Consider the following 19,551-nt stretch of genomic DNA (forward strand, 5'->3'; position numbering starts at 1 on the left):
TTTACAGATACAATAAAAACGCTAATTTCAGCAAATTTCGTTCTAACAAGACGTTTTACCCAAGTGATATTATCTATAAGTAAGCACTTACAACACTATCAAATCATCAAGGGGGATCATATGAAGAAGAAAATTTCTACGGTTTTACTTGCAAGTTTTATGCTTTTGACAGCATGTTCAAGTAACTCGCCAGACTCGTCCTCAACTACTACTCCAAGCGGAGGCGCTCCAAGCACTAGTAAGGAGATTACAGTTTGGGCATGGGATAAGAACTTTAATATCGCAGCCATGAACCTAGCGAAAGAAGCCTATGCGAAAGACCATCCTGATGTGAAAATCAATGTGATTGAATATGCGCAAGATGACATTATTCAAAAGATGAACACAGGGTTGAATTCCGGTTCAACGTCAGGTCTCCCGAATGTTGTATTGATTGAAGATTACCGTGCACAAAGCTTTTTGAAAACATATCCGGATTCATTTGCAGATTTGTCCGCATCCATTAAGGCTTCTGATTTCGCTGAATACAAGCTGGGTCCAACGAGCTTAAACGGCAAACAATACGGTGTACCATTTGACTCTGGCGTAACAGGTCTATATGTGCGTAAAGATTATTTGGAACAAGCTGGCTATAAAGTTGATGATTTGAAAAATATCGACTGGCAGAAGTTCATCGAAGTCGGTAAAGCGGTTAAAGCAAAAACAGGTAAAGATTTGCTAACACAAGATCCGAATGATCTTGGCTTAGTTCGTATGATGATTCAATCCGCTGGTTCTTGGTATCTGAAAAGCGATGGCACAACGCCAGATCTGAAAGACAACGCGGTATTGAAAGAAGCTTTCGAAACGTACAAAGAAATTATGAATGCGAATATCGTTAAAATTAACTCGGACTGGAACTCCTTCCTAGCTGGCTTCAATAGTGGCGCTGTTGCTTCTGTTCCGACGGGGAACTGGATTACGCCTTCGATTAAATCACAAGCGGATCAATCCGGAAAATGGGCTGTTGTTCCTTTCCCTAAATTGAAAAATACAGCTAGTTCTGTCAACGCATCTAACCTTGGGGGCAGCTCCTGGTATGTATTGAACAGTGCAGGTAAAGATACAGCTGCTGATTTCCTAGCAAAAACGCTCGGTTCTGATGTGAATTTGTATCAAAAATTAGTGACAGACGTAGGGGTTGTTGGTACCTATAAACCTGCTGCGCAAGGTGAAGCTTACACGAAAGCCGACGATTTCTTCGGAGGTCAAAAGGTGATTTCTGATTTCGCAACATGGACGGCTCAAATTCCTAAAGTCAACTATGGTCTGCATACGTATGCGATTGAAGATATTCTCAAAGTTGAGATGCAAAATTACCTGAAGGGTAAAGACATTGCGAAAGTATTCGGCGATGCTCAATCCCAAGCAGAGTCCCAACTTAAGTAAGTTTCTCTTCCCATTAACCTATGGAACGCTGACCTCTGAATTGCGAAGTATGCAAAGCAGGGGACAGCGTTTCGATTTTTCATCGTAAATGATAGGAAGGATTTGAATCTAATGAACTTCTCGATGCGTAGCCGTGCAAAGCTAACGGGATGGCTGTTTATCGCAATTGCTGTATTGATGATTTGTTTGTTTTACTTTTATCCAATGATTCAAGCACTGCTGCTTTCCTTTAAAACAGGCGCGGGTGCTAATCTACATTTCAATGGATTAAGTAACTATAAGCGGCTTTTTAGTGATAAGACCTTTATCACGGCCGTTAAAAATACGTTTATCTATTTGATTATCCAAGTACCGGTTATGATCGTGCTGTCGATGATGATTTCTGTCTTATTGAATGATAGCAAGCTTCGTTTCAAAGGTTTTTTCCGTACGGCAATTTTCTTGCCATGCGTGACCTCACTGGTTGCCTACTCGGTTGTTTTCAAATACTTGTTTGGCAACGATGGTTTGATCAATATGGCTTTAATGAAGATTCACTTGATTTCACAGCCCATCGCATGGATTTCAGATCCCTTCTGGGCAAAAGTTACGATTATTCTTGCCATTACATGGCGCTGGACAGGATATAATATGATCTTTTTCCTATCCTCCTTGCAAAACATTGATAACTCCATTTATGAAGCTGCGCGTATTGACGGAGCCTCTGCGTTCAAACAGTTTTTCTTTATTACGTTCCCAATGCTTAAGCCAATTGTTCTCTTCACATCCATTACCTCGACGATTGGAACCTTACAATTGTTCGATGAGATTATGAATATTACGAAGGGTGGCCCAGGTAATTCTACCCTCTCCATATCGCAATACATCTACAATCTTTCGTTTAAATACACACCTGATTTTGGCTATGCGGCAACGGTTTCTTATTCAGTTGTAGCTATGATCATTGTGTTATCTGTCCTTCAAATCAAATTGGCAGGTGATAAGAAATGATAGTGTTAAGACGTACAATCATCTATGTCTTCCTGTTTGCTGTGGCTGTTATTTCCATTTTTCCTTTCCTGTGGATGGTTATTAGCTCCACGAATCTATCTGTGGACGTTACGCAGGGCAGAATGTTACCAGGATCGCATTTCATGGATAACTTCGACAAATTAACCAAATCAATCAATCTCGTTCCCGCGCTTTGGAATTCCTTGAAGATCTCATTGACTACAACCATTTTGGCATTATTGGTTGCTTCACTGGCTGGTTATGCTTTTGAAATCTATCGGAGCAAAGCGAAGGATATCGTGTTCAATTTACTGCTTGTCTCCATGATGATTCCGTTCGCGGCATTGATGGTTCCGCTTTACCAAATGTTTTCCAGTCTATCCCGTACGGTTCCAATGATCGGGATCAACACAATGAACGCTGTCGTCCTTCCGACATTTACAACAGCTTTTCTCATCTTCTTCTTCCGTCAAAGCACGAAAATGTTTGCGAAGGAGCTGCTAGAGGCTGGGCGTATCGATGGATTGACCGAGTTAGGCCTGTTTTTCCGTGTTTATATGCCAACGATGAAAACAACGTATTCAGCCGCTGCCATCATTACTTTTATGTCGAGCTGGAACAATTACTTGTGGCCGCTGATCGTCTTGCAAACTCCGGAAAAACGAACAATTCCTCTATTGATTTCTAATCTAGGTTCTAGTTATACACCGGATTTTGGGGTCATCATGACGGCGATTGTCATTTCAACGCTGCCGACTGCGCTAGTATTTTTCTTAATGCAAAAACAATTTGTCGCGGGTATGGTAGGTTCTGTAAAATAGTATGTAAACAAGACCCCTTCGTGGGTCTTATTTCTCGGGAGGCATAGTTCTATGAAACATTCGGTACCAAGCCTTGATTGGCTTCAAGATGTGCAAGTTTTCAAAGTGAACCGGCTGGAAGCCCATTCGGATCATCGGTATTATGATTCAATGGCGTCTGCAGAGGCAGCCGCACCCATGGCTATGCGGCATAGCTTGAACGGTCGCTGGCAGTTCAACTATGCGGTTAACCCCACGAGTCGTGTGGAGTCCTTTTATCAATTGGATTACAACTGCAGCAGCTGGGAGCATATCCAAGTGCCTGGTCATATCCAGCTTCAAGGCTGGGGCCAGCCGCAATATGTCAACACGATGTATCCGTGGGATGGGGTAGAGGCGCTTCGTCCTCCTCACATTTCGCAAGAGCATAATCCCGTTGGCAGCTATGTGAAAAATTTTGAATTACCGCAAAATATGATTGGCAAGCCCGTCTATATTTCGTTTCAAGGCGTAGAATCGGCCTTCTATGTCTGGCTTAATGGTGAATTTATCGGATACAGCGAAGATAGCTTTACGCCTGCCGAGTTTGACTTAACGCCTCATATTCGTGAAGGTGAGAATAAACTGGCGGTTGAGGTTTATCAGCGAAGCACAGGGAGCTGGTTGGAGGACCAGGATTTCTGGCGGATGTCGGGTATTTTCCGCGAGGTGTATTTGTACACCGTACCTAAAGTGCACGTATGGGATATGCGCGTGAAGGCAGATTTGGATGACACTTATGAGCAAGGTTTGCTGGAGATTGAGCTCAAGCTTCGCAAAGAGTATGTGGAATCCATCCGCGCTAAGCTTGAATTAAAGGATGCTGAAGGGCGTATTATTCTCTCCGAAGAGGGTGAATTCAGCAAGGGTAACCTGATCTTCAACCTTTCAGCAGGTACGGTTCAGCCTTGGAGTGCGGAAAGCCCGTATTTATACAACGCATGTATCTCGATTTACGATGAGAGCGGGAGTGTAGTTGAAGCCATCGTCCAGAAGACAGGGTTCCGTCGTTTTGAAATGAAAGACAAGCTGATGTGCATCAATGGGAAACGCATCGTTTTCAAAGGTGTCAATCGACATGAATTCAACAGCCGCAGCGGACGTGCCATTACGAAGCAGGATATGTTGTGGGATATTCAAACGTTGAAGCGCAGTAACATTAATTCAGTTCGTACGTCGCATTATCCTAACCAGACGCTTTGGTATGAGCTATGTGATGAGTACGGGGTCTATGTCATTGATGAGATGAACTTAGAGACGCACGGCTCATGGCAAAAGATGGGCGCAGTCGAGCCTTCCTGGAATATTCCAGGCAATGATATGCAGTGGCAGGACATCGTCATGGATCGCGCGATTTCGATGGTGGAGCGGGATAAGAATCATCCGTCGATTCTCATTTGGTCCTGTGGTAATGAGTCGTATGCGGGGCAAGTTATTCTCAATGTGTCCAACTATTTCCGCGAGACGGATCCTACGCGACTTGTTCACTACGAAGGTGTTTTCTACGATCGCAATTATGGGGCTACGAGCGACATGGAAAGCCGCATGTATGCGAAGCCAGCGGATATTGAAGCGTACCTCAATAGTCAGCCAGATAAACCGTATCTGAGCTGCGAATACATGCATGCGATGGGGAATTCAGTTGGCGGACTTCATAAATATACAGAGCTTGAGAACAAATATCCGATGTATCAAGGCGGCTTTATTTGGGATTATATCGATCAGGCGATTATGAAAAAGGACAGAAATGGCCGTGAGTTTTTAGCGTACGGCGGGGATTTCAAGGATCGTCCAACCGATTATAGCTTCTGCGGCAATGGTCTCGTCTTTGCTGATCGTCAAATCACGCCTAAAATGCAGGAAGTTAAATTCCTGTATCAAAATATCAAGCTGGAACCAACCCGAACTCATATTAACATCGTGAACGAGAATTTATTTGCGAATACAGATGAAGTGTTGCTTGTGTACCGTCTATTCCATGAGGGTAAGGAAATTGCCGCTGGGCAAGCGAATATCGAAGTCGAAGCGCAGAGCGAATATAGTCTGCCAATTGAGCTGCCGAATGTTGAAGGGACATCAGGTGAGTACTGCATTCAGGCATCTTTAGTTCTAAGAGAAGCTACACTGTGGGCTGATGCTGGATTTGAGACTACGTTTGGTGAAACAACATTTGTGATTGAGGCAACCGGTCAAAATGAGCAGCCTTCAGGCGAAGTTGTCGTCGTAGAAGGCGATGTCAATATGAGCGTGACAGGGAAAGGCTTCATCGCTATTTTCTCGAAACAGGTAGGTTCGCTCGTTTCCCTACAATACGAGGGTCGTGAAATGATCGCTACGCCGCCTGCTCCTTTATTTTGGCGGGCAACGACAGATAATGACAAAGGAACCGCAATGAGCTTTACCGGCGGAGCTTGGTATGCCGCAAGTCTGGCTCGCAAATGTGTGAAGTGGGAGCTTCGCCAAGAAAAGGGTTCAGCAACTGTCACTTTTGATTACAAATTCAGTATTCATGCTGAAGTTTCCGTTCGCATTGCGTATACGGTGTTAGCGGATGGAACGATTCGCGTGAATACGCAGTACAAGGGTGCCGCGGGTCTGCCGAATTTGCCGATACTCGCTGTATCGTTCAAAATGTCTGCGGATTATAACCAATCGGAATGGTATGCGATGGGACCTGAAGAAAACTATATCGACCGCAATTTCGGTGCTCGATTGGGTGTATTTAGCCGTCCGGTGAATCAATTGCCAACGCCTTATCTGGTTCCACAGGAATCGGGCAACCGTACTGGCGTCCGCCGTGTGAATGTAACGGATGTGTCTGGTATCGGTCTATCGATCCAGTCAGATCCACTAGCACCTGTAGAGTGCAACTTGTCACCGTATACGGCATTTGAACTTGAGCATGCGGATCATGCCTATGAGCTGCCAGAAGTTCATTATACCGTTGTGACCGTTGCGGGCAAACAAATGGGTGTTGGCGGGGATGATAGTTGGGGTGCACCTGTCCATGAAGAATATCAGATTCCAGCGGATCAAGAGATGCAGTTTGTGTTCGTCTTGAAAAGCCATAACGTACCTTCTTAAGCGTATCGGGAAAAATTATATAAGTGAGAGGGGCTGCCATTGGGCAGCCTCTTTTTTGTGCGGTTAAATGAAACATAGGTGGAGAAATGGCACATTCACGGAAGGACTGAATGGTTCATGATCGGGCAATTTGGTGATGTTCTCACTTTCGAGAGGCACTTATACTGAAGTTGCACCATCGAAACCATTCATGAACAGAACAACGTGAAGGTAAGGAGTGAACCATCTGTGGATCCGTTAGCGATGCGAGGTATTATTACGGTTTTGAACACCCCGTTCACCATACAGAACGAGCTTGACGAGGCTTCGCTGCGGCGAAATGTCAGATTAGCGATCGACGCGGGAGTCGTAGGTTTTCTTGTGCCAGGACTGGCTGCGGAATTGCATCGCCTGACACCAGAGGAAAGGCTGCGCATGACCGAGGTTGTTGTGGAGGAAGCAGACGGACGTGTTCCTGTTATCGGCGGAGCAACAGCGGCTACTTCTGCTGAAAGGCTGAAGTATGCAGAACAATTCATCTCGCTCGGGTGTGCTGGAATACTGGCCAATATTCCCTATCAAGATGATCGGCAATACGAGCGGGATGTGCGGGAAATTGCTGGTGTAAATCCTGGCTTTTTGATGCTGCAGGACTGGGATCCTTCCGGTTTCGGTGTGCCTGTGCCGCTCATCGCCAAGCTGTTCCGCGAGATTGAGGCGTTCCGCAGTTATAAAATCGAGGTGGTTCCAGCAGGTGTAAAGTATAGTCAGGTCCTGGAAGCGACAGGCGGCGGCCTGCATGTTGCCGGAGGATGGGCCGTGACCCAGTTTATTGAGGGCTTGGACCGAGGGATTCACGCGTTTATGCCTACGGGCATGCATGAGGTGTATACCGCGATATACAGGCTGTACACGGAGGGGAACAGAGCGGAGGCCGTCCGTTTATTTTATCGGCTTTTGCCTGTTTTAGCATTCGCGAACCAGCATCTGGACGTGTCGATCCACTTTTTCAAACGACTCCTGTACAAACAAGGGATTTACGATACCCCGCGAGTGAGGGAGCCGATCTTGCCGTTTGACCCCTGTCATGAGCGGATTGCGGATGAGCTGATTGCCTATGTCTCCCGGTTGACAGATGAACTTAAAGAAACGAGGAACTGAGTTGGGAAGCTCCCTATATCGGAAAATGAGGAATTTCAAATGTCGGATTCAGGATGACCTCACAGTGAAAGGTCACAGAGCGATTTCGCTGGAGAATGAAGTATTGCACATTACCTTACTTTTGGATCGAGGGGGAGAGCCAGTTCGATGGTTGCATAAGCCAACGGACAGCGATCTCATTTGGTTTGCAGGTAGAAACCTATTGCCCTCTCATCCGCTATTTTCAGATTATCAAATGAGCTATTTCGGTGGATGGCAGGAAATGTTCCCAGAGGTCAGTGAAACGCATGTTTATCGAGGTGCAACGCTGCACCGTGGAGAGTCTGCCCTCGTGCCGTGGGATTATGACATTGTGAAAGACGATCCGGATGAAGTCATCATTTTGTTGACAGCACGAATGCAATCCATGCCTTTCCGTATGGAGAAAACGATTCGCCTGCAGTCCTTAAGTTCGAAAGTTCGGATAGACGAGAAAATTTATAACGAATCTCCAATAGCGCCGCTAGAGGCAAATTGGGGGCATCATTTGGCATTCGGCCATCCTTTCTTAACGGAAAACGCTATTGTGGAACTTGGGAAAGAGGCAGTTATCCATCATCCGGTGACGGGGCAAAGCTGGAAGTGGCCTGCGATGTATGAGGATAAACATCCAATCGATTTGTCCACATTGCCATCAAGAGGAACGAACCGTGAGCTCTTATATGTAACGGCTCCTGATGGTGAATATAGGATCGTCTCCCCGGATCGAGGGATCGCAGTGAAGATTCGTTGGGATCACACGATATGGCCTTATTTATGGTATTGGCAAAATTTCCAAAGCGACCTTAATCATCCTTTTTTTGGCTGTGACTATAATATTGGTTTGGAAATGTTTAACGTTCCACCGAAGCTTACGGTCAAGCAAGCTGTTGAAGCGGGCTTGGCTCTAAGCGTACCGCCGCTGGGAAGTCTGGCGTCCTGGCTTGAAATCGACCTTGTGCAACAGTAATTCATCATTGTGAAAGGAGGCTGCGCTATGGCATACCGTACGCCTAAACTTACATTTGAGAACATCAAGACGAATAGTGTAAAGACCAGAACCAACCTTGTCACGATCAAAAACATGGCGAGGCCGAATGAAGACATTCCTGTGCATTGGAAAGCGCCTGAAGCTTTTCATGAGCTGGTGGATCAAGTGCTACTGATGAGAAAACAAGGCAAGCCTGTCATTTGGTCGATGGGCGCACATGTGATCAAGAACGGATTGTCGCGCTATATCATTGAGCTGGTCAAGGAAGGTATTATTACCCACGTTTCAGGAAACGGGGCGACAAGCATCCATGATTTTGAACTAGCTCTCATGGGGGAAACTTCAGAAGACGTTGCTCGATCCATCGAAGACGGCTCCTTCGGGATGTGGGAAGAAACGGGTCGCTATATGAATGAGGCGATTCGCGAAGGTGTCGCCAAGGGACTCGGATATGGTGAAAGTTTATTCGATTATGCTTCTACTCATCCTGAACAATTCCCGTATGTTGAGGATTGTGTTTTTGTGCAGTGTCAGCGCTATGGAGTGCCGTACACATGCCACATCTCCATCGGAACAGATATTATTCATCAGCATCCGATGGTTGATTTTGAATCGCTCGGAACTGCCAGCGGCAGAGATTTTGAATCCATGTGCCGCTCGGTAAGTCAGATGAACGAAGGCGGTGTATTTCTCAATTTTGGCTCGGCGATCTCCGGTCCTGAAATCTTTCTTAAAGCATTAAGCTTGTCTAAGAATGTTGGATTAGAAATGGCTAACATTACGGCTGCCAACTTTGACATCGTACCCGTTACCGGAAGCGTCATTCCGGCGGATTCAGATCCGGATTATTATTACCGACCGCGCCGAATTTTCATGGATCAGTTGAGCGAGATTGATGGCAATGGTTACTTGTTCCATGGACTTCATCAGGCAACGATCCCGTATTTTTTTCAGGCAATACGGAAGAGAAAACGGGAGATGGATTTTACCACGGTTGAAATACCGAATAATGTAAATTTGTTCAATCCGCAAAGCGTTCGGCTGTATCCAATTCAGGAAAGAAAGAGCAAGCTGAAGGTGGAAGCGGCTCAGATTCCGGGAGAGAAGGAAATACCGGCATGGGCCTCGGACGAGTTCGAAGAATTCATGTCAAGGTGGATGCATGCAACAAGTCAGAAAAAGCATGTTTTAGTATCACTTGGGGGAAATGTCGTCGGCAGCGGTGTCACGCCATATTTGAACGATTTAATCTGCAAGGGAGCGATTACTCACCTCGCCGTCAATGGGGCCGCATTGTTTCAGGATCTAGAGTTAGCCGCGTTCGGGCACGCCGAGGAAATAGAGGACGGCTCGCTTGTAACAGGCCGAAGAGGAATGTGGCAGGAGCCAGGACAGATGATTCACAGAGCCTTGGCGGAAGGCCGGATATTGGGATTGGGTTATGGCGAAAGTGTCATTCGGTATGCATCGAAGCATTTGGATGATTTCCCTTATTTGTCACAAAGCCTAATGGGAGCGTGTATGGCAGCAGAAATCCCCTATACATGCCATATCACAATCGGAACAGATGATATCCAGCTTCATCCTGACGGAAGCTTTGCGGATCAAGGGCGTGCGAGTGGACTTGACTTCCAGGCGTATTGCCACAGTGTAGCGAATCTCGAAGGTGGCTTGTTTGTCAATTTCGGTTCGACCGTAACAGGACCTGAGGTGTTCTTGAAGGCTTTATCTATTGCAAGAAATCTAGGAAATCCTGTTCATCAGATAACAACGGCTAATTTTGATATCGTTCGCTTAGGTAATTATCACAAAAAGGTTGGTTATGAGGATTGGGATTATTACTATCGGCCACGAAAAAATATCATACACCGACCGACCAGCTTGGGCGGCAAAGGGTATCATTTTGAAGGGCTTCATCAAGTTACGCTTCCAAATATATGGAAGAAAGTGACTGATATTAATTCTTAGGAGGGGGTTGACTGCGTGCAAGCTGTGAATGATGAGGATTACAGATGTATGGATGAGCTGCTCTCTCGCGAAACGCTGAACGCCATTTTATCTGACATCTCGAAAATAAAGATCGGCGTCATCGGAGACGCATGTGTGGATATGTATTGGCATGCTGATATGACTAAAAGTGAGCTCTCACGAGAGACGCCTCATCACCCCTTGCCGATTGTACAGGAAAACTTTTCGCCTGGCGCGGCAGGTAATGTGGCCCTCAATCTGAAGGCGCTGGGCTGTCAGGAGGTTTCGATCTGTTCAGTCATTGGGCCCGATTGGCGAGGGAATATTTTGCGTGATTTGTTTCTAAAGGCTGGAATAAAGGACACCTTTCTCCTGGTCGAAGACAACTGGATCACGCCTGCTTATTGCAAACCGATTCGATGGGGACTCCAGAACGCGAAGCAAGATGATGCCAGAATTGATTTCATTAATATGAAGTCTTTGGATGGTACACAAATGGAAAATCTTCTCGAGAAAATCGACCTCATTATGGAATCATCCGATGCAGTCGTAGTGACTGATCAATTTAAGTGCGGCATCATTGCAGCAGAAGTCCGCAAGAGGTTAACCGAATGGGCACAACGTGGCAAATTAATTGTGGTTGACAGTCGGGATCGGATCGGACTTTTTGACGAGGTCATTGTCAAGCCGAATGAGGTGGAAAGCTTAAGATGGCATCGCCCTGATGCCGATTTGTCTACATCTACGTGGGAAGATTGGATTGAAGCTGGTAAGAGGCTTTCTCTCAAGAATGGCGCTCCCTGCTGTATGACGCTTGGAGAGGATGGGGCGATTTGGTTTGACAAGGAAGCGTATATTCATGTGCCGACCAAACCCGTCGATTCACCAATTGATATTGTTGGGGCAGGGGATTGTTTCGCTGCGTCTCTGCTCTGTGTGCTCGCTTTGGGTTTACAGGGACCTACTGCGATTGCCTTCGCGCATCTCAGTACAGCGGTTGTCTTGAAAAAGCTGGGGATGACCGGAACGGCCAATCCAGCAGAAATTCGTCACAGGTACGATGCAATCCTTATGCTCACATAATTGTCTATAGTAGAAGATAGGAGAGATTAGATGAACACGATGACAAGACCTACAGTTCGGGCTGTTTTGTTTGACTTTGACGGAACCATATCCACCTTGCGAGCGGGTTGGGAAGAGATTATGGCTCCTTTTATGAAAGAAAGTATCCTTGGTCCCCATAAACTGACGGAGGAAGAGGATAAAAAATTAGAAGCGGAAATTGATGCGTATATTCAGCAATCTGCTGGCATCCAAACAGTGCTCCAAATGGAATGGCTTGCTGACCAAGTCCGAAACAAAGGCTGGAATCTAGTGGGATGGAATGCCTGGGATTACAAAGCAGAATATAACCGTCGTTTGCTTGAGCAGGTGAATGATCGCATTTGCAAGCTGGAACAAGGTGAGCTACGTGCAGATGATTTTCTAATGAAAGGGGCCATCCCATTCTTAGTTGAGCTTCAGAATCGTCACATTGAGATGTACGTTGCAAGTGGGACTGACCATCCCGACGTCCTCCATGAAGCGGAAGTGCTGGGTGTTCGGCCATTTTTTAAAGAAATAGCGGGTGCCCCTGTCGGTCGAGCCGACTGCTCGAAAGAAAAAGTAATCAAGGATCTGCTGGAAGAGAAAGGCTTTACGGGAGGCGAGTTGGCTGTCATCGGCGATGGGAAGGTGGAGATTCGACTAGGCAAAGAGAATAATGCACTGACCATTGGATTGGCCAGCGATGAGGTTAACCGTGAAGGGATCGACTCGATTAAAGAAGAACGGCTGTTGAAAGCGGGAGCCGATCATATTGCAGGTGACTATTTAGATCTTCAATATTGGTCGAAATGGCTGAGATGGTAGATGAATCAAGGCAGCAGAATTCGATACATGATACATGCATGGATTAAGCCATTCCTAGGAATGGCTTTTTTGGTGTTCCACGATGGAATGGTGGGGGAAATATGAAACATAGGCGGAAAAATGGTACATACCCACTAGGAGTGAAATGGTTCATGATCTAGCAATTTGGTGATATTAATCACTTTCGCGCGGCGCGTATACTGAGATTGCGCCATCGAAATAGAAGGGGGCTTTCCAGGGATGAAGAAGATCAATTTCAGTACGTACTTTCCGCTAAAAAACAAATTGTTTGTGAGGATCTTGCTCTATTTCTTGTCCCTTTTGTTACCAATTCTGGTCATTGGCTCATTTGTATACATCAATTTCAGCAACAAGGCGAAAGACGATTTTAAGCATAAAATAGAGGCCAATTTACAATCGTCTGCAGACTTTATTGATATTTATTTGCAGACGGCCCAGCGGTCGAGTGTGAGCTTTTTTTACGATAAAAACATCATGTCGCTTTTGCTTCCTTTCAATATGTACAGCACGTCCGACAAAGTGAAACTGCCTAATATCTCTTACACGATCTCCAGGATTTCTGGCGATATCGGAGACTTCATCGATAATTTATTTGTTTATGTGGATGACCAAAAAGTATATACGAAGGATGGTGTAGAGGATTTCAATTATTTTTTCAACGGCATCTATCGATTTGATTCTTATGACACCAGCTATTGGAGAAGTCGAAATAATCGGGACACCTATTTGGAGCTGCTCAATCCTTCTAAGGTCGTGTTTAATCAATCATTTGAAAAAAACGCGATTCCTTTTGTGTATTCAAATATCGTGAACGGCCATCAGGCCAATCTGGTTTTGACAATTTCTGTGGAGAGGATTGCCAGGGCGATTCGTGAAAATGCCATGTTTTCGAGTACACGTTTTTTGCTCTTAGATAGCAATGATCATCTCGTTTGGAACGGCATCGAAACCGGCAACGAACTGAAGACGCCACCCTTATTCACGAAGGAGCAGTTAAACAGTGGGGAAGTGACAGTGAAGGGGAAGCCATATTTTGTCTCACATATTGTATCAGGTGTATATGGGTGGAAATATTATTCGCTCACGCCGGTCGTCGAATTTACGGCACAAACTACGAATCAATTCACCATGTTTGTAGCGATTTGCTTGCTTCTAATTATTATTGGTTGCGTTTTATCTTTTGTTTTCGCCTTTAATCTCTTTAATCCAATTAAAAAGATTCAAGACATTGTGCTTAACGAGGGGAATGAGCCGTCGACCTCATGGATGTCGCCAAACGGTAAACGGGAGACCGAACTGGATCGGATCGGAATAGGGATACATCAAATTATTGAGAAAAACAATACCTTCAAAAAAAAGCTCGACAGCATGTCCTTGGAATATATCGATCATATGCTGCTGCATGTCATGACAGGAAGCAAGCCTGTTAGCGATCAGGAGCTGGGCAAAATTGTACGGTGTGATTTGTCATTTAAGAAGGATTACTTTATTTGTTGTACGATCAACTTTTCTTATAAGACTGACTTTTATAAGGAAATTCAAGACGTCGAACGGTTAATGATCATGAATAAGATTAATAAAATTATTGAAAGTCTATTGGGCAAGTATTTGCCTAATCATGTGTTCGAAACGAAAGAAAACGTGTATGTGTGTCTAGTTAATACGGATGAGACGGAAGGAATGAATGACTTCAGGAGAGCGCTGCGCGGTATTATTGGAGCATTCCAGCATGACGCCAGGTACTGCAGCATTCAGATCGGCCTTGGCAATGGTTATTGTGGTCTTGATGGCATTGCTAGATCATATGCCGATTCGGCAGCTGCATTGGAAGCCGCTGATCGCAAACCGGATTTTCTCATCGCCGAGCTACCTGACCCAGTCAAAGTAAAAAACGGTACCTTGAATAAATCGGATCAGCTGGTTAGTACGATCGTTCAGTATATCCAAAACCATTATCATCAAGATCTCTATCTTGAGAAAATTGCCGAACATATGGGGGTTTCTTCGAAATACATATCCAAGGTGTTTAAGGAAAAGACGGACACAAACCTTACGGATTATATCAGTATTACGCGCATTAATAAGGCGAAAGAAATACTCGAGAGTACGAATATGAACATCAGTGAAATTTCGGAGCGGGTCGGCATCTACAGCAGAACAACATTCATCCGATTGTTCAAGAAATATGAAGGTATAACGCCTAATGAATTTAGAAAAGCAAGTCGAACCTAAGAGTTCATGCGGAGAACTGATACAGTCTGTGGGAGTAGTGATACATGGTATTTATAGTTGGCTAAATGAAACAAAAATGCATGGATTGGACGTTTTGATTCGGCTGCAAGCGTGATACAACTAAGTCAACTCAAACCGAAAGGAGGTATTCGTATCAGGCTGATTCGTCAAAACAAATATATGTATCTCATGATGATCCTGCCCATGCTGTACTTTGCGCTTTTTAAATATGGTCCTCTATTCGGACTCTTAATCGCCTTTAAGGAGTACAACGTATTCCAAGGCGTCTGGAACAGCGAATGGGTGGGAATCAAATACTTCCGGGAGTTTTTGTCGGACCCTTATTTCTGGAAGCTAGTACGCAACACGCTTTTAATGAATTTATATTTGATTATTTTCTTTTTTCCGGCTCCCATTGTGCTGGCACTTTTGTTAAATGAACTCAAACTACTGAAATTCAAAAAAATTGTTCAAACGGTTAGTTATTTGCCACACTTCCTTTCCACTGTTGTTATTTGCGGAATGCTCGTCAACTTTTTGACCAATGACGGGTTGATCAACCGTATTCTGGGGGGACTCGGATTTGAGAAGATTCAATTCCTGCTCAAGCCTGAGTGGTTTAGAACGATTTATGTCAGCTCGGAAATATGGCAGGGACTCGGGTGGGGAGCCATCATCTACTTGGCGGCGCTCACTGCGATAGACCCTCAGTTATACGAGGCTGCGACGATGGACGGGGCCAACCGCTGGAAGCAAGCATTCCATGTGACGATTCCGGGCATAGCGCCGGTTATTACGATTATGTTTCTGCTTAATTTAGGCAACATCATGAGCATCGGATATGAAAAAATACTGCTGCTTTATACCGGACCGACGTATGAGACAGCGGATGTTATCTCTACATTTGTTTATCGCAGAGGTCTTCTTGGAAGCGATTTCAGCTTTGCGACGGCAGTCGAATTCTTTCAATCGATCATTGTATTAATCTTTGTAGTTACAGCGAATTATATTTCCAGAAAAGTAAGCGAAACCAGCCTATGGTAGAAATGAGAGTGACCCCTATGAGGAGAAACAAAGGGATCGCACCCTTGCTGTTTGACGGCGTCAATGTGTTCTTTATGCTCATACTCATGCTGGTGACGTTGTATCCCATTTATTACATGGCGATCATCTCCGTAAGCGACGGGTTTAGTGTAGCAAGGGGGGAGGTGAAATTTTTTCCGTCCGGCTTCAACTGGGAAGCCTATAAAACGATTTTGGATGACCCAGCGATCGTTCGTTCCTATGCCAATACTTTCTTGTATACCACATTAGGTACTGCGATTAATCTTGCCATGACAGCCTTGTGTGCCTATCCGCTATCTCGTAGTCATGTTCCTGGAAAAACATTGTTTACCGTACTTATTGTGTTAACGATGTTTTTTCACGGTGGGATTATTCCTAATTATTTGGTAGTTCACAATTTGGGATTGCTGGACTCGATCTGGGCGATTCTGCTGCCTCCGGCCATTAACGTATGGTACATGATTATGATGCGGACTTTTTTTTCGGGTATTCCCAAGGAAATAAATGAATCCGCTCTCATGGATGGCGCGAACGATTTGATTATATTTTTACGCATTGTTCTCCCTCTTTCCGTTCCGGTTTTAGCAACGATGACGATGTTTTACGCGGTTTGGCATTGGAACAGTTTTTTCCCTTCGATGATTTATTTGGATAATCAGAAGCTGTTTCCCATCCAAATCATCATGCGTAAAATCGTTGTCGCTGGGCAGATGGGGAACCAGAGTATGGCGGCAAGTGGCTCGGAGGTTGGGGGAATGGTCACTGCGGAAACGATTAAGTACGCTGTCATCATCATCACAATTACACCGATTTTGGCCATCTATCCGTTCATTCAGAAGTATTTTGTCAAGGGAGTTATGGTGGGGGCTTTAAAGGGATAAACGCCAGCAACTAAATTAAATAATGAAATGGAGCGAATGAAATGGCAAATAAAAAGAAACAGGTTATTTCTTTGATTTCCACCTTGGCACTAACTTCCGCAGCTTTGATTGGTTGCAGTAGTTCACAGCCCGCAGCTGAGACGAAACAACCGGACGCTACAAGCCAGCCCACTGCAGAGGCGAAAACCACTGGAGGCAAGCTGCTGGACAAACCGATGACGTTAAAGGTTGCGCTGCCAGACGCTGCAAGTCAGCCCCTTGTACTGGATTCGCCTGCTATTCAGGAAATTAACAAAAAGACCAACGTCAAGATTGAACTGCAAGGTACGCCCGACACGAACTATTCGGAGAAATTGAAAACGATGCTGGCCACAAACAATATCCCGGACATTGTAAGAATCGCTAAAGCTAACCTGCCGGACGCCGTTCCGATGCAGAAGGCTGGCATGTTCCTTGCCGTAACCGACTATCTGGACAGTGCTCCCAATTTCAAGAAGGTGATGGACCAAAACCCTGAGATCAAGAAATTGATGGTGGATGGAAAGCTGTACGGGTTCCCGGTAATGGGGAAATGGAAGGTTCGTTACGGGCAGCTCCCGCTGGTACGGGACGATATTATGAAAAAACTAAATTTGCAGGCACCGACTACATTTGACGAGCTGTACCAGGTTTTGAAGAAATTCAAGGAAGCCTATCCGGATTCGTATCCGCTAACTTTCCGCAACGGTATCAAGAATTTCCTTCCGTATATGGCTTATGCACTGGGCTCCGGTTATACGATTTATTTCGACCCGGATATCAACGGCGGCCAATATGTGTATGGCCCAGCGCATTCGGAGGACTTCAAGCTGGTGCTGACTTATTTCAACAAGCTATATAGTGAAAAGCTGCTAGATCCGGATTATGCGATCAATACGCAGCAGACTTGGCAGGAGAAGCTGAGTACTGGCAAATCACTCTTTTATTACGACAACAATACGTTCGCGCTTGGGTTTACCAAGACGCTTCAGGCTAAAGATCCACAGGCTAAATTCGAGCAGATTCGCATTATGAAAAACTCGAAAGGCCAAACCCGCAATTACGAGTATGCGAAAGACTGGTGGCACCTGTATGCGGTGAGCTCCAAGGTGAAGGATCCGAAGGAAGTCATCAAGTTTATGGATTGGATGTACAGCGATGATGGCGTAAAGGTAACCAACTACGGCATTGAAGGAGAACAATACAAGCTGGAGAACGGGAATCCTGTCGTGCAGGACAGTGTCCTGAAAGCCTATTTATCCAAAGCGGATCCATTCCATGCCATGCAGTCCGCAGTGGGTACTGGATTGCTAGCCTTCGCTACGTATGTCGACGAAAAACCGCTTGTTGCGATTTCCCCTCCTGAATTGGAAAAATGGAGTAAGCTGATGGATCAGGATAGCAAAGGCTATTTCCAAAATCCATTACTGGATCCACCGTTCACTAAAGAAGAAACGGATAAATTGAAACAGCTGAGAACGCAAGTGGATACGTCGGTTGAGCAGGAAATGGATAAATTTATTATGGGTACGCGTTCCCTGAACGAATATGAAGACTTTGCCAAGCAGTTAGTCAGCAAAGGTGCACTGGAAATTGAGAAAATTTATAACGAGGCAAATGCCCGCTTGAAAAAATAATGTTTGGAGGCTTGTATCCATGATCTACGATCATATTCGAAATGCTGCACTATACACCAGTTTAAATGAGAAATTTGCCGCTGCCTTCGATTTTTTGAGCAGCAATAACGTGCACGAGATGGAGCCTGGCAAATACGAAATTCAGGGGTCTGAGCTGTTTCTGCTTCTTCAAAGCTATGAGACAAGACCGGACGATCAGGGCTTCTGGGAAGCGCATCGAAGCCATATCGACATCCAGGTTATGCTTGAAGGGACAGAACGAATGGGAGTGGCGTATGCAGGCCACTTAACGGTAACGGAAGATCACCTGGATGAGAAGGACTACAAGGTGTTGGTTGGAGATGGGGATTTTGTGGATGTAAAGGCGGGATGTTTCACCATTTTTTATCCCGACGATGCCCACATGCCTTGCCTCTCTCCAGCCGAAGGCTCTCAGATGGTGAAAAAAGCGGTATTCAAAGTAAAAATTTGATGAGGTGAACTATGAACAGTCGGGAACTTTTAACTCAGATGAATGAAGGAGGCCGCATCTACGGGACGTTGATTATATCAACGTCTCCCCGCTGGCCTGCGGAAGTAAAGAAACTCGGTCTGGATTTTGTTTTTCTGGATACGGAACACATGTCCATGGACCGCGATCAGCTTTCATGGATGTGCCGCACCTACGCAGCGCTCCAGATCGCTCCGATCGTTCGTATTCCTTACCCCGATCCGCATCAGGCAAGCATTGCCATGGATGCCGGCGCAGCTGGTATCGTCGCGCCTTATGTGGAAACCGTGGAGCAGGTTCAAGCGCTGAGAGGTGCGGTTAAGCTGAGGCCGCTTAAGGGGCAGAAGCTGCAGCGGATTCTCGAAGGCAGTGAGACACCGGAGCCGCAGCTCGCTGAATATTTACAGGATTTTAACAGGGGAAATATATTGATTGTGAACATCGAAAGCAAACCTGCGTTGGATGCATTGGACGATATTTTAGCTGTACCAGGACTGGATGGCGTGCTGATCGGGCCGCACGATCTATCCTGCAGCTTGGGAGTTCCCGAGCAGTATCGGCACCCGATATTTGTGCAGGCTATCGAGACGATTATCCGCAAAGCGAGAGCCGCAGGCGTCACAGCTGGCATTCATTATTTTTTCGGCGTGGATCAGGAAATCGAGTGGGGGAAGCTGGGTATGAACATGTTTATCCAGGCCTCCGATATGACAGCATTTGTGGACAATATGACGCGCGAGCTTCATGAAATTAAACAGGCGCTAGGCGATGCGGCACACAGTGCCGAAAACAGAATTCATATTTAGTCATTCATGTGAAAACGAAACAGGAGGGACCA

General features: G+C 45.5%; 15 protein-coding genes. All 15 read left to right on the forward strand.

The features are described 5' to 3' along the window. Positions 1–120: 120 nt before the first annotated feature. Complete coding sequence (locus tag AC58UX_RS02915; protein ID WP_497249558.1) at positions 121–1,428, forward strand: ABC transporter substrate-binding protein; 1,308 nt, start codon at positions 121–123, stop codon at positions 1,426–1,428. Between the two features lie 123 nt (positions 1,429–1,551). Beyond that, positions 1,552–2,418, forward strand: coding sequence for a carbohydrate ABC transporter permease (locus AC58UX_RS02920; protein WP_497249560.1), 867 nt, complete (start codon positions 1,552–1,554; stop codon positions 2,416–2,418). Further along, the gene (locus AC58UX_RS02925; RefSeq protein ID WP_497249562.1) at positions 2,415–3,239 is read left to right on the forward strand and encodes a carbohydrate ABC transporter permease; all 825 of its coding nucleotides are present in this window, start codon (positions 2,415–2,417) and stop codon (positions 3,237–3,239) included. The genes AC58UX_RS02920 and AC58UX_RS02925 overlap by 4 nt, the downstream gene beginning before the upstream one ends. A 51-nt stretch (positions 3,240–3,290) precedes the next feature. Beyond that, on the forward strand, positions 3,291–6,341 hold the full coding sequence (lacZ, locus tag AC58UX_RS02930; RefSeq protein WP_497249564.1) for a beta-galactosidase, LacZ type: 3,051 nt from the start codon (positions 3,291–3,293) through the stop codon (positions 6,339–6,341). A 228-nt stretch (positions 6,342–6,569) separates the two neighbouring features. Then, positions 6,570–7,481, forward strand: a complete 912-nt coding sequence (locus tag AC58UX_RS02935) for a dihydrodipicolinate synthase family protein (protein ID WP_497249566.1) — start codon at positions 6,570–6,572, stop codon at positions 7,479–7,481. Between the two features lie 64 nt (positions 7,482–7,545). After that, positions 7,546–8,469: a DUF4432 family protein gene (locus AC58UX_RS02940; protein ID WP_497249568.1), complete on the forward strand. Its 924-nt coding sequence runs from the start codon at positions 7,546–7,548 to the stop codon at positions 8,467–8,469. Positions 8,470–8,496: 27 nt separating this feature from the next. Then, positions 8,497–10,458 carry a GSU2086 family protein gene (locus tag AC58UX_RS02945; protein ID WP_497249570.1) on the forward strand — a complete coding sequence of 654 codons (1,962 nt, stop codon included), beginning with the start codon at positions 8,497–8,499 and terminating at the stop codon, positions 10,456–10,458. A 15-nt stretch (positions 10,459–10,473) separates the two neighbouring features. Then, a complete protein-coding gene (locus AC58UX_RS02950) occupies positions 10,474–11,541 on the forward strand; it encodes a bifunctional heptose 7-phosphate kinase/heptose 1-phosphate adenyltransferase (RefSeq protein ID WP_497249572.1) in 1,068 nt (355 codons plus the stop codon). Between the two features lie 30 nt (positions 11,542–11,571). Continuing rightward, positions 11,572–12,369, forward strand: coding sequence for an HAD family hydrolase (locus AC58UX_RS02955; protein WP_497249574.1), 798 nt, complete (start codon positions 11,572–11,574; stop codon positions 12,367–12,369). 240 nt (positions 12,370–12,609) lie between these two features. After that, a complete protein-coding gene (locus tag AC58UX_RS02960) occupies positions 12,610–14,622 on the forward strand; it encodes an AraC family transcriptional regulator (RefSeq protein WP_497249576.1) in 2,013 nt (670 codons plus the stop codon). A 111-nt stretch (positions 14,623–14,733) separates the two neighbouring features. Continuing rightward, entirely contained in the window at positions 14,734–15,666 is a 933-nt protein-coding gene (locus AC58UX_RS02965; RefSeq protein WP_497249578.1) for an ABC transporter permease, read from the forward strand. Between the two features lie 17 nt (positions 15,667–15,683). Then, complete coding sequence (locus AC58UX_RS02970) at positions 15,684–16,568, forward strand: carbohydrate ABC transporter permease (protein ID WP_497249580.1); 885 nt, start codon at positions 15,684–15,686, stop codon at positions 16,566–16,568. A 41-nt stretch (positions 16,569–16,609) separates the two neighbouring features. Beyond that, complete coding sequence (locus AC58UX_RS02975; protein ID WP_497249582.1) at positions 16,610–18,223, forward strand: extracellular solute-binding protein; 1,614 nt, start codon at positions 16,610–16,612, stop codon at positions 18,221–18,223. A gap of 19 nt (positions 18,224–18,242) precedes the next feature. Continuing rightward, positions 18,243–18,695 (forward strand): NanQ anomerase/TabA/YiaL family protein, encoded by a 453-nt coding sequence (locus AC58UX_RS02980; protein WP_497249584.1) that lies wholly within the window; start codon positions 18,243–18,245, stop codon positions 18,693–18,695. 11 nt (positions 18,696–18,706) lie between these two features. Then, positions 18,707–19,519: an HpcH/HpaI aldolase family protein gene (locus AC58UX_RS02985; protein WP_497249586.1), complete on the forward strand. Its 813-nt coding sequence runs from the start codon at positions 18,707–18,709 to the stop codon at positions 19,517–19,519. The last annotated feature ends 32 nt before the right edge of the window (positions 19,520–19,551 follow it).

Source organism: Paenibacillus sp. J22P90, assembly GCF_059692195.1.

Excerpts from the sequence above, each read along its gene's own strand:
- AC58UX_RS02915 (WP_497249558.1), top strand. The coding sequence starts at position 121 with ATGAAGAAGAAAATTTCTACGGTTTTACTTGCAAGTTTTATGCTTTTG.
- AC58UX_RS02920 (WP_497249560.1), top strand. The coding sequence starts at position 1,552 with ATGCGTAGCCGTGCAAAGCTAACGGGATGGCTGTTTATCGCAATTGCT.
- AC58UX_RS02925 (WP_497249562.1), top strand. The coding sequence starts at position 2,415 with ATGATAGTGTTAAGACGTACAATCATCTATGTCTTCCTGTTTGCTGTG.
- lacZ (WP_497249564.1), top strand. The coding sequence starts at position 3,291 with ATGAAACATTCGGTACCAAGCCTTGATTGGCTTCAAGATGTGCAAGTT.
- AC58UX_RS02945 (WP_497249570.1), top strand. The coding sequence starts at position 8,497 with ATGGCATACCGTACGCCTAAACTTACATTTGAGAACATCAAGACGAAT.
- AC58UX_RS02955 (WP_497249574.1), top strand. The coding sequence starts at position 11,572 with ATGAACACGATGACAAGACCTACAGTTCGGGCTGTTTTGTTTGACTTT.
- AC58UX_RS02960 (WP_497249576.1), top strand. The coding sequence starts at position 12,610 with ATGAAGAAGATCAATTTCAGTACGTACTTTCCGCTAAAAAACAAATTG.
- AC58UX_RS02970 (WP_497249580.1), top strand. The coding sequence starts at position 15,684 with ATGAGGAGAAACAAAGGGATCGCACCCTTGCTGTTTGACGGCGTCAAT.
- AC58UX_RS02975 (WP_497249582.1), top strand. The coding sequence starts at position 16,610 with ATGGCAAATAAAAAGAAACAGGTTATTTCTTTGATTTCCACCTTGGCA.
- AC58UX_RS02980 (WP_497249584.1), top strand. The coding sequence starts at position 18,243 with ATGATCTACGATCATATTCGAAATGCTGCACTATACACCAGTTTAAAT.
- AC58UX_RS02985 (WP_497249586.1), top strand. The coding sequence starts at position 18,707 with ATGAACAGTCGGGAACTTTTAACTCAGATGAATGAAGGAGGCCGCATC.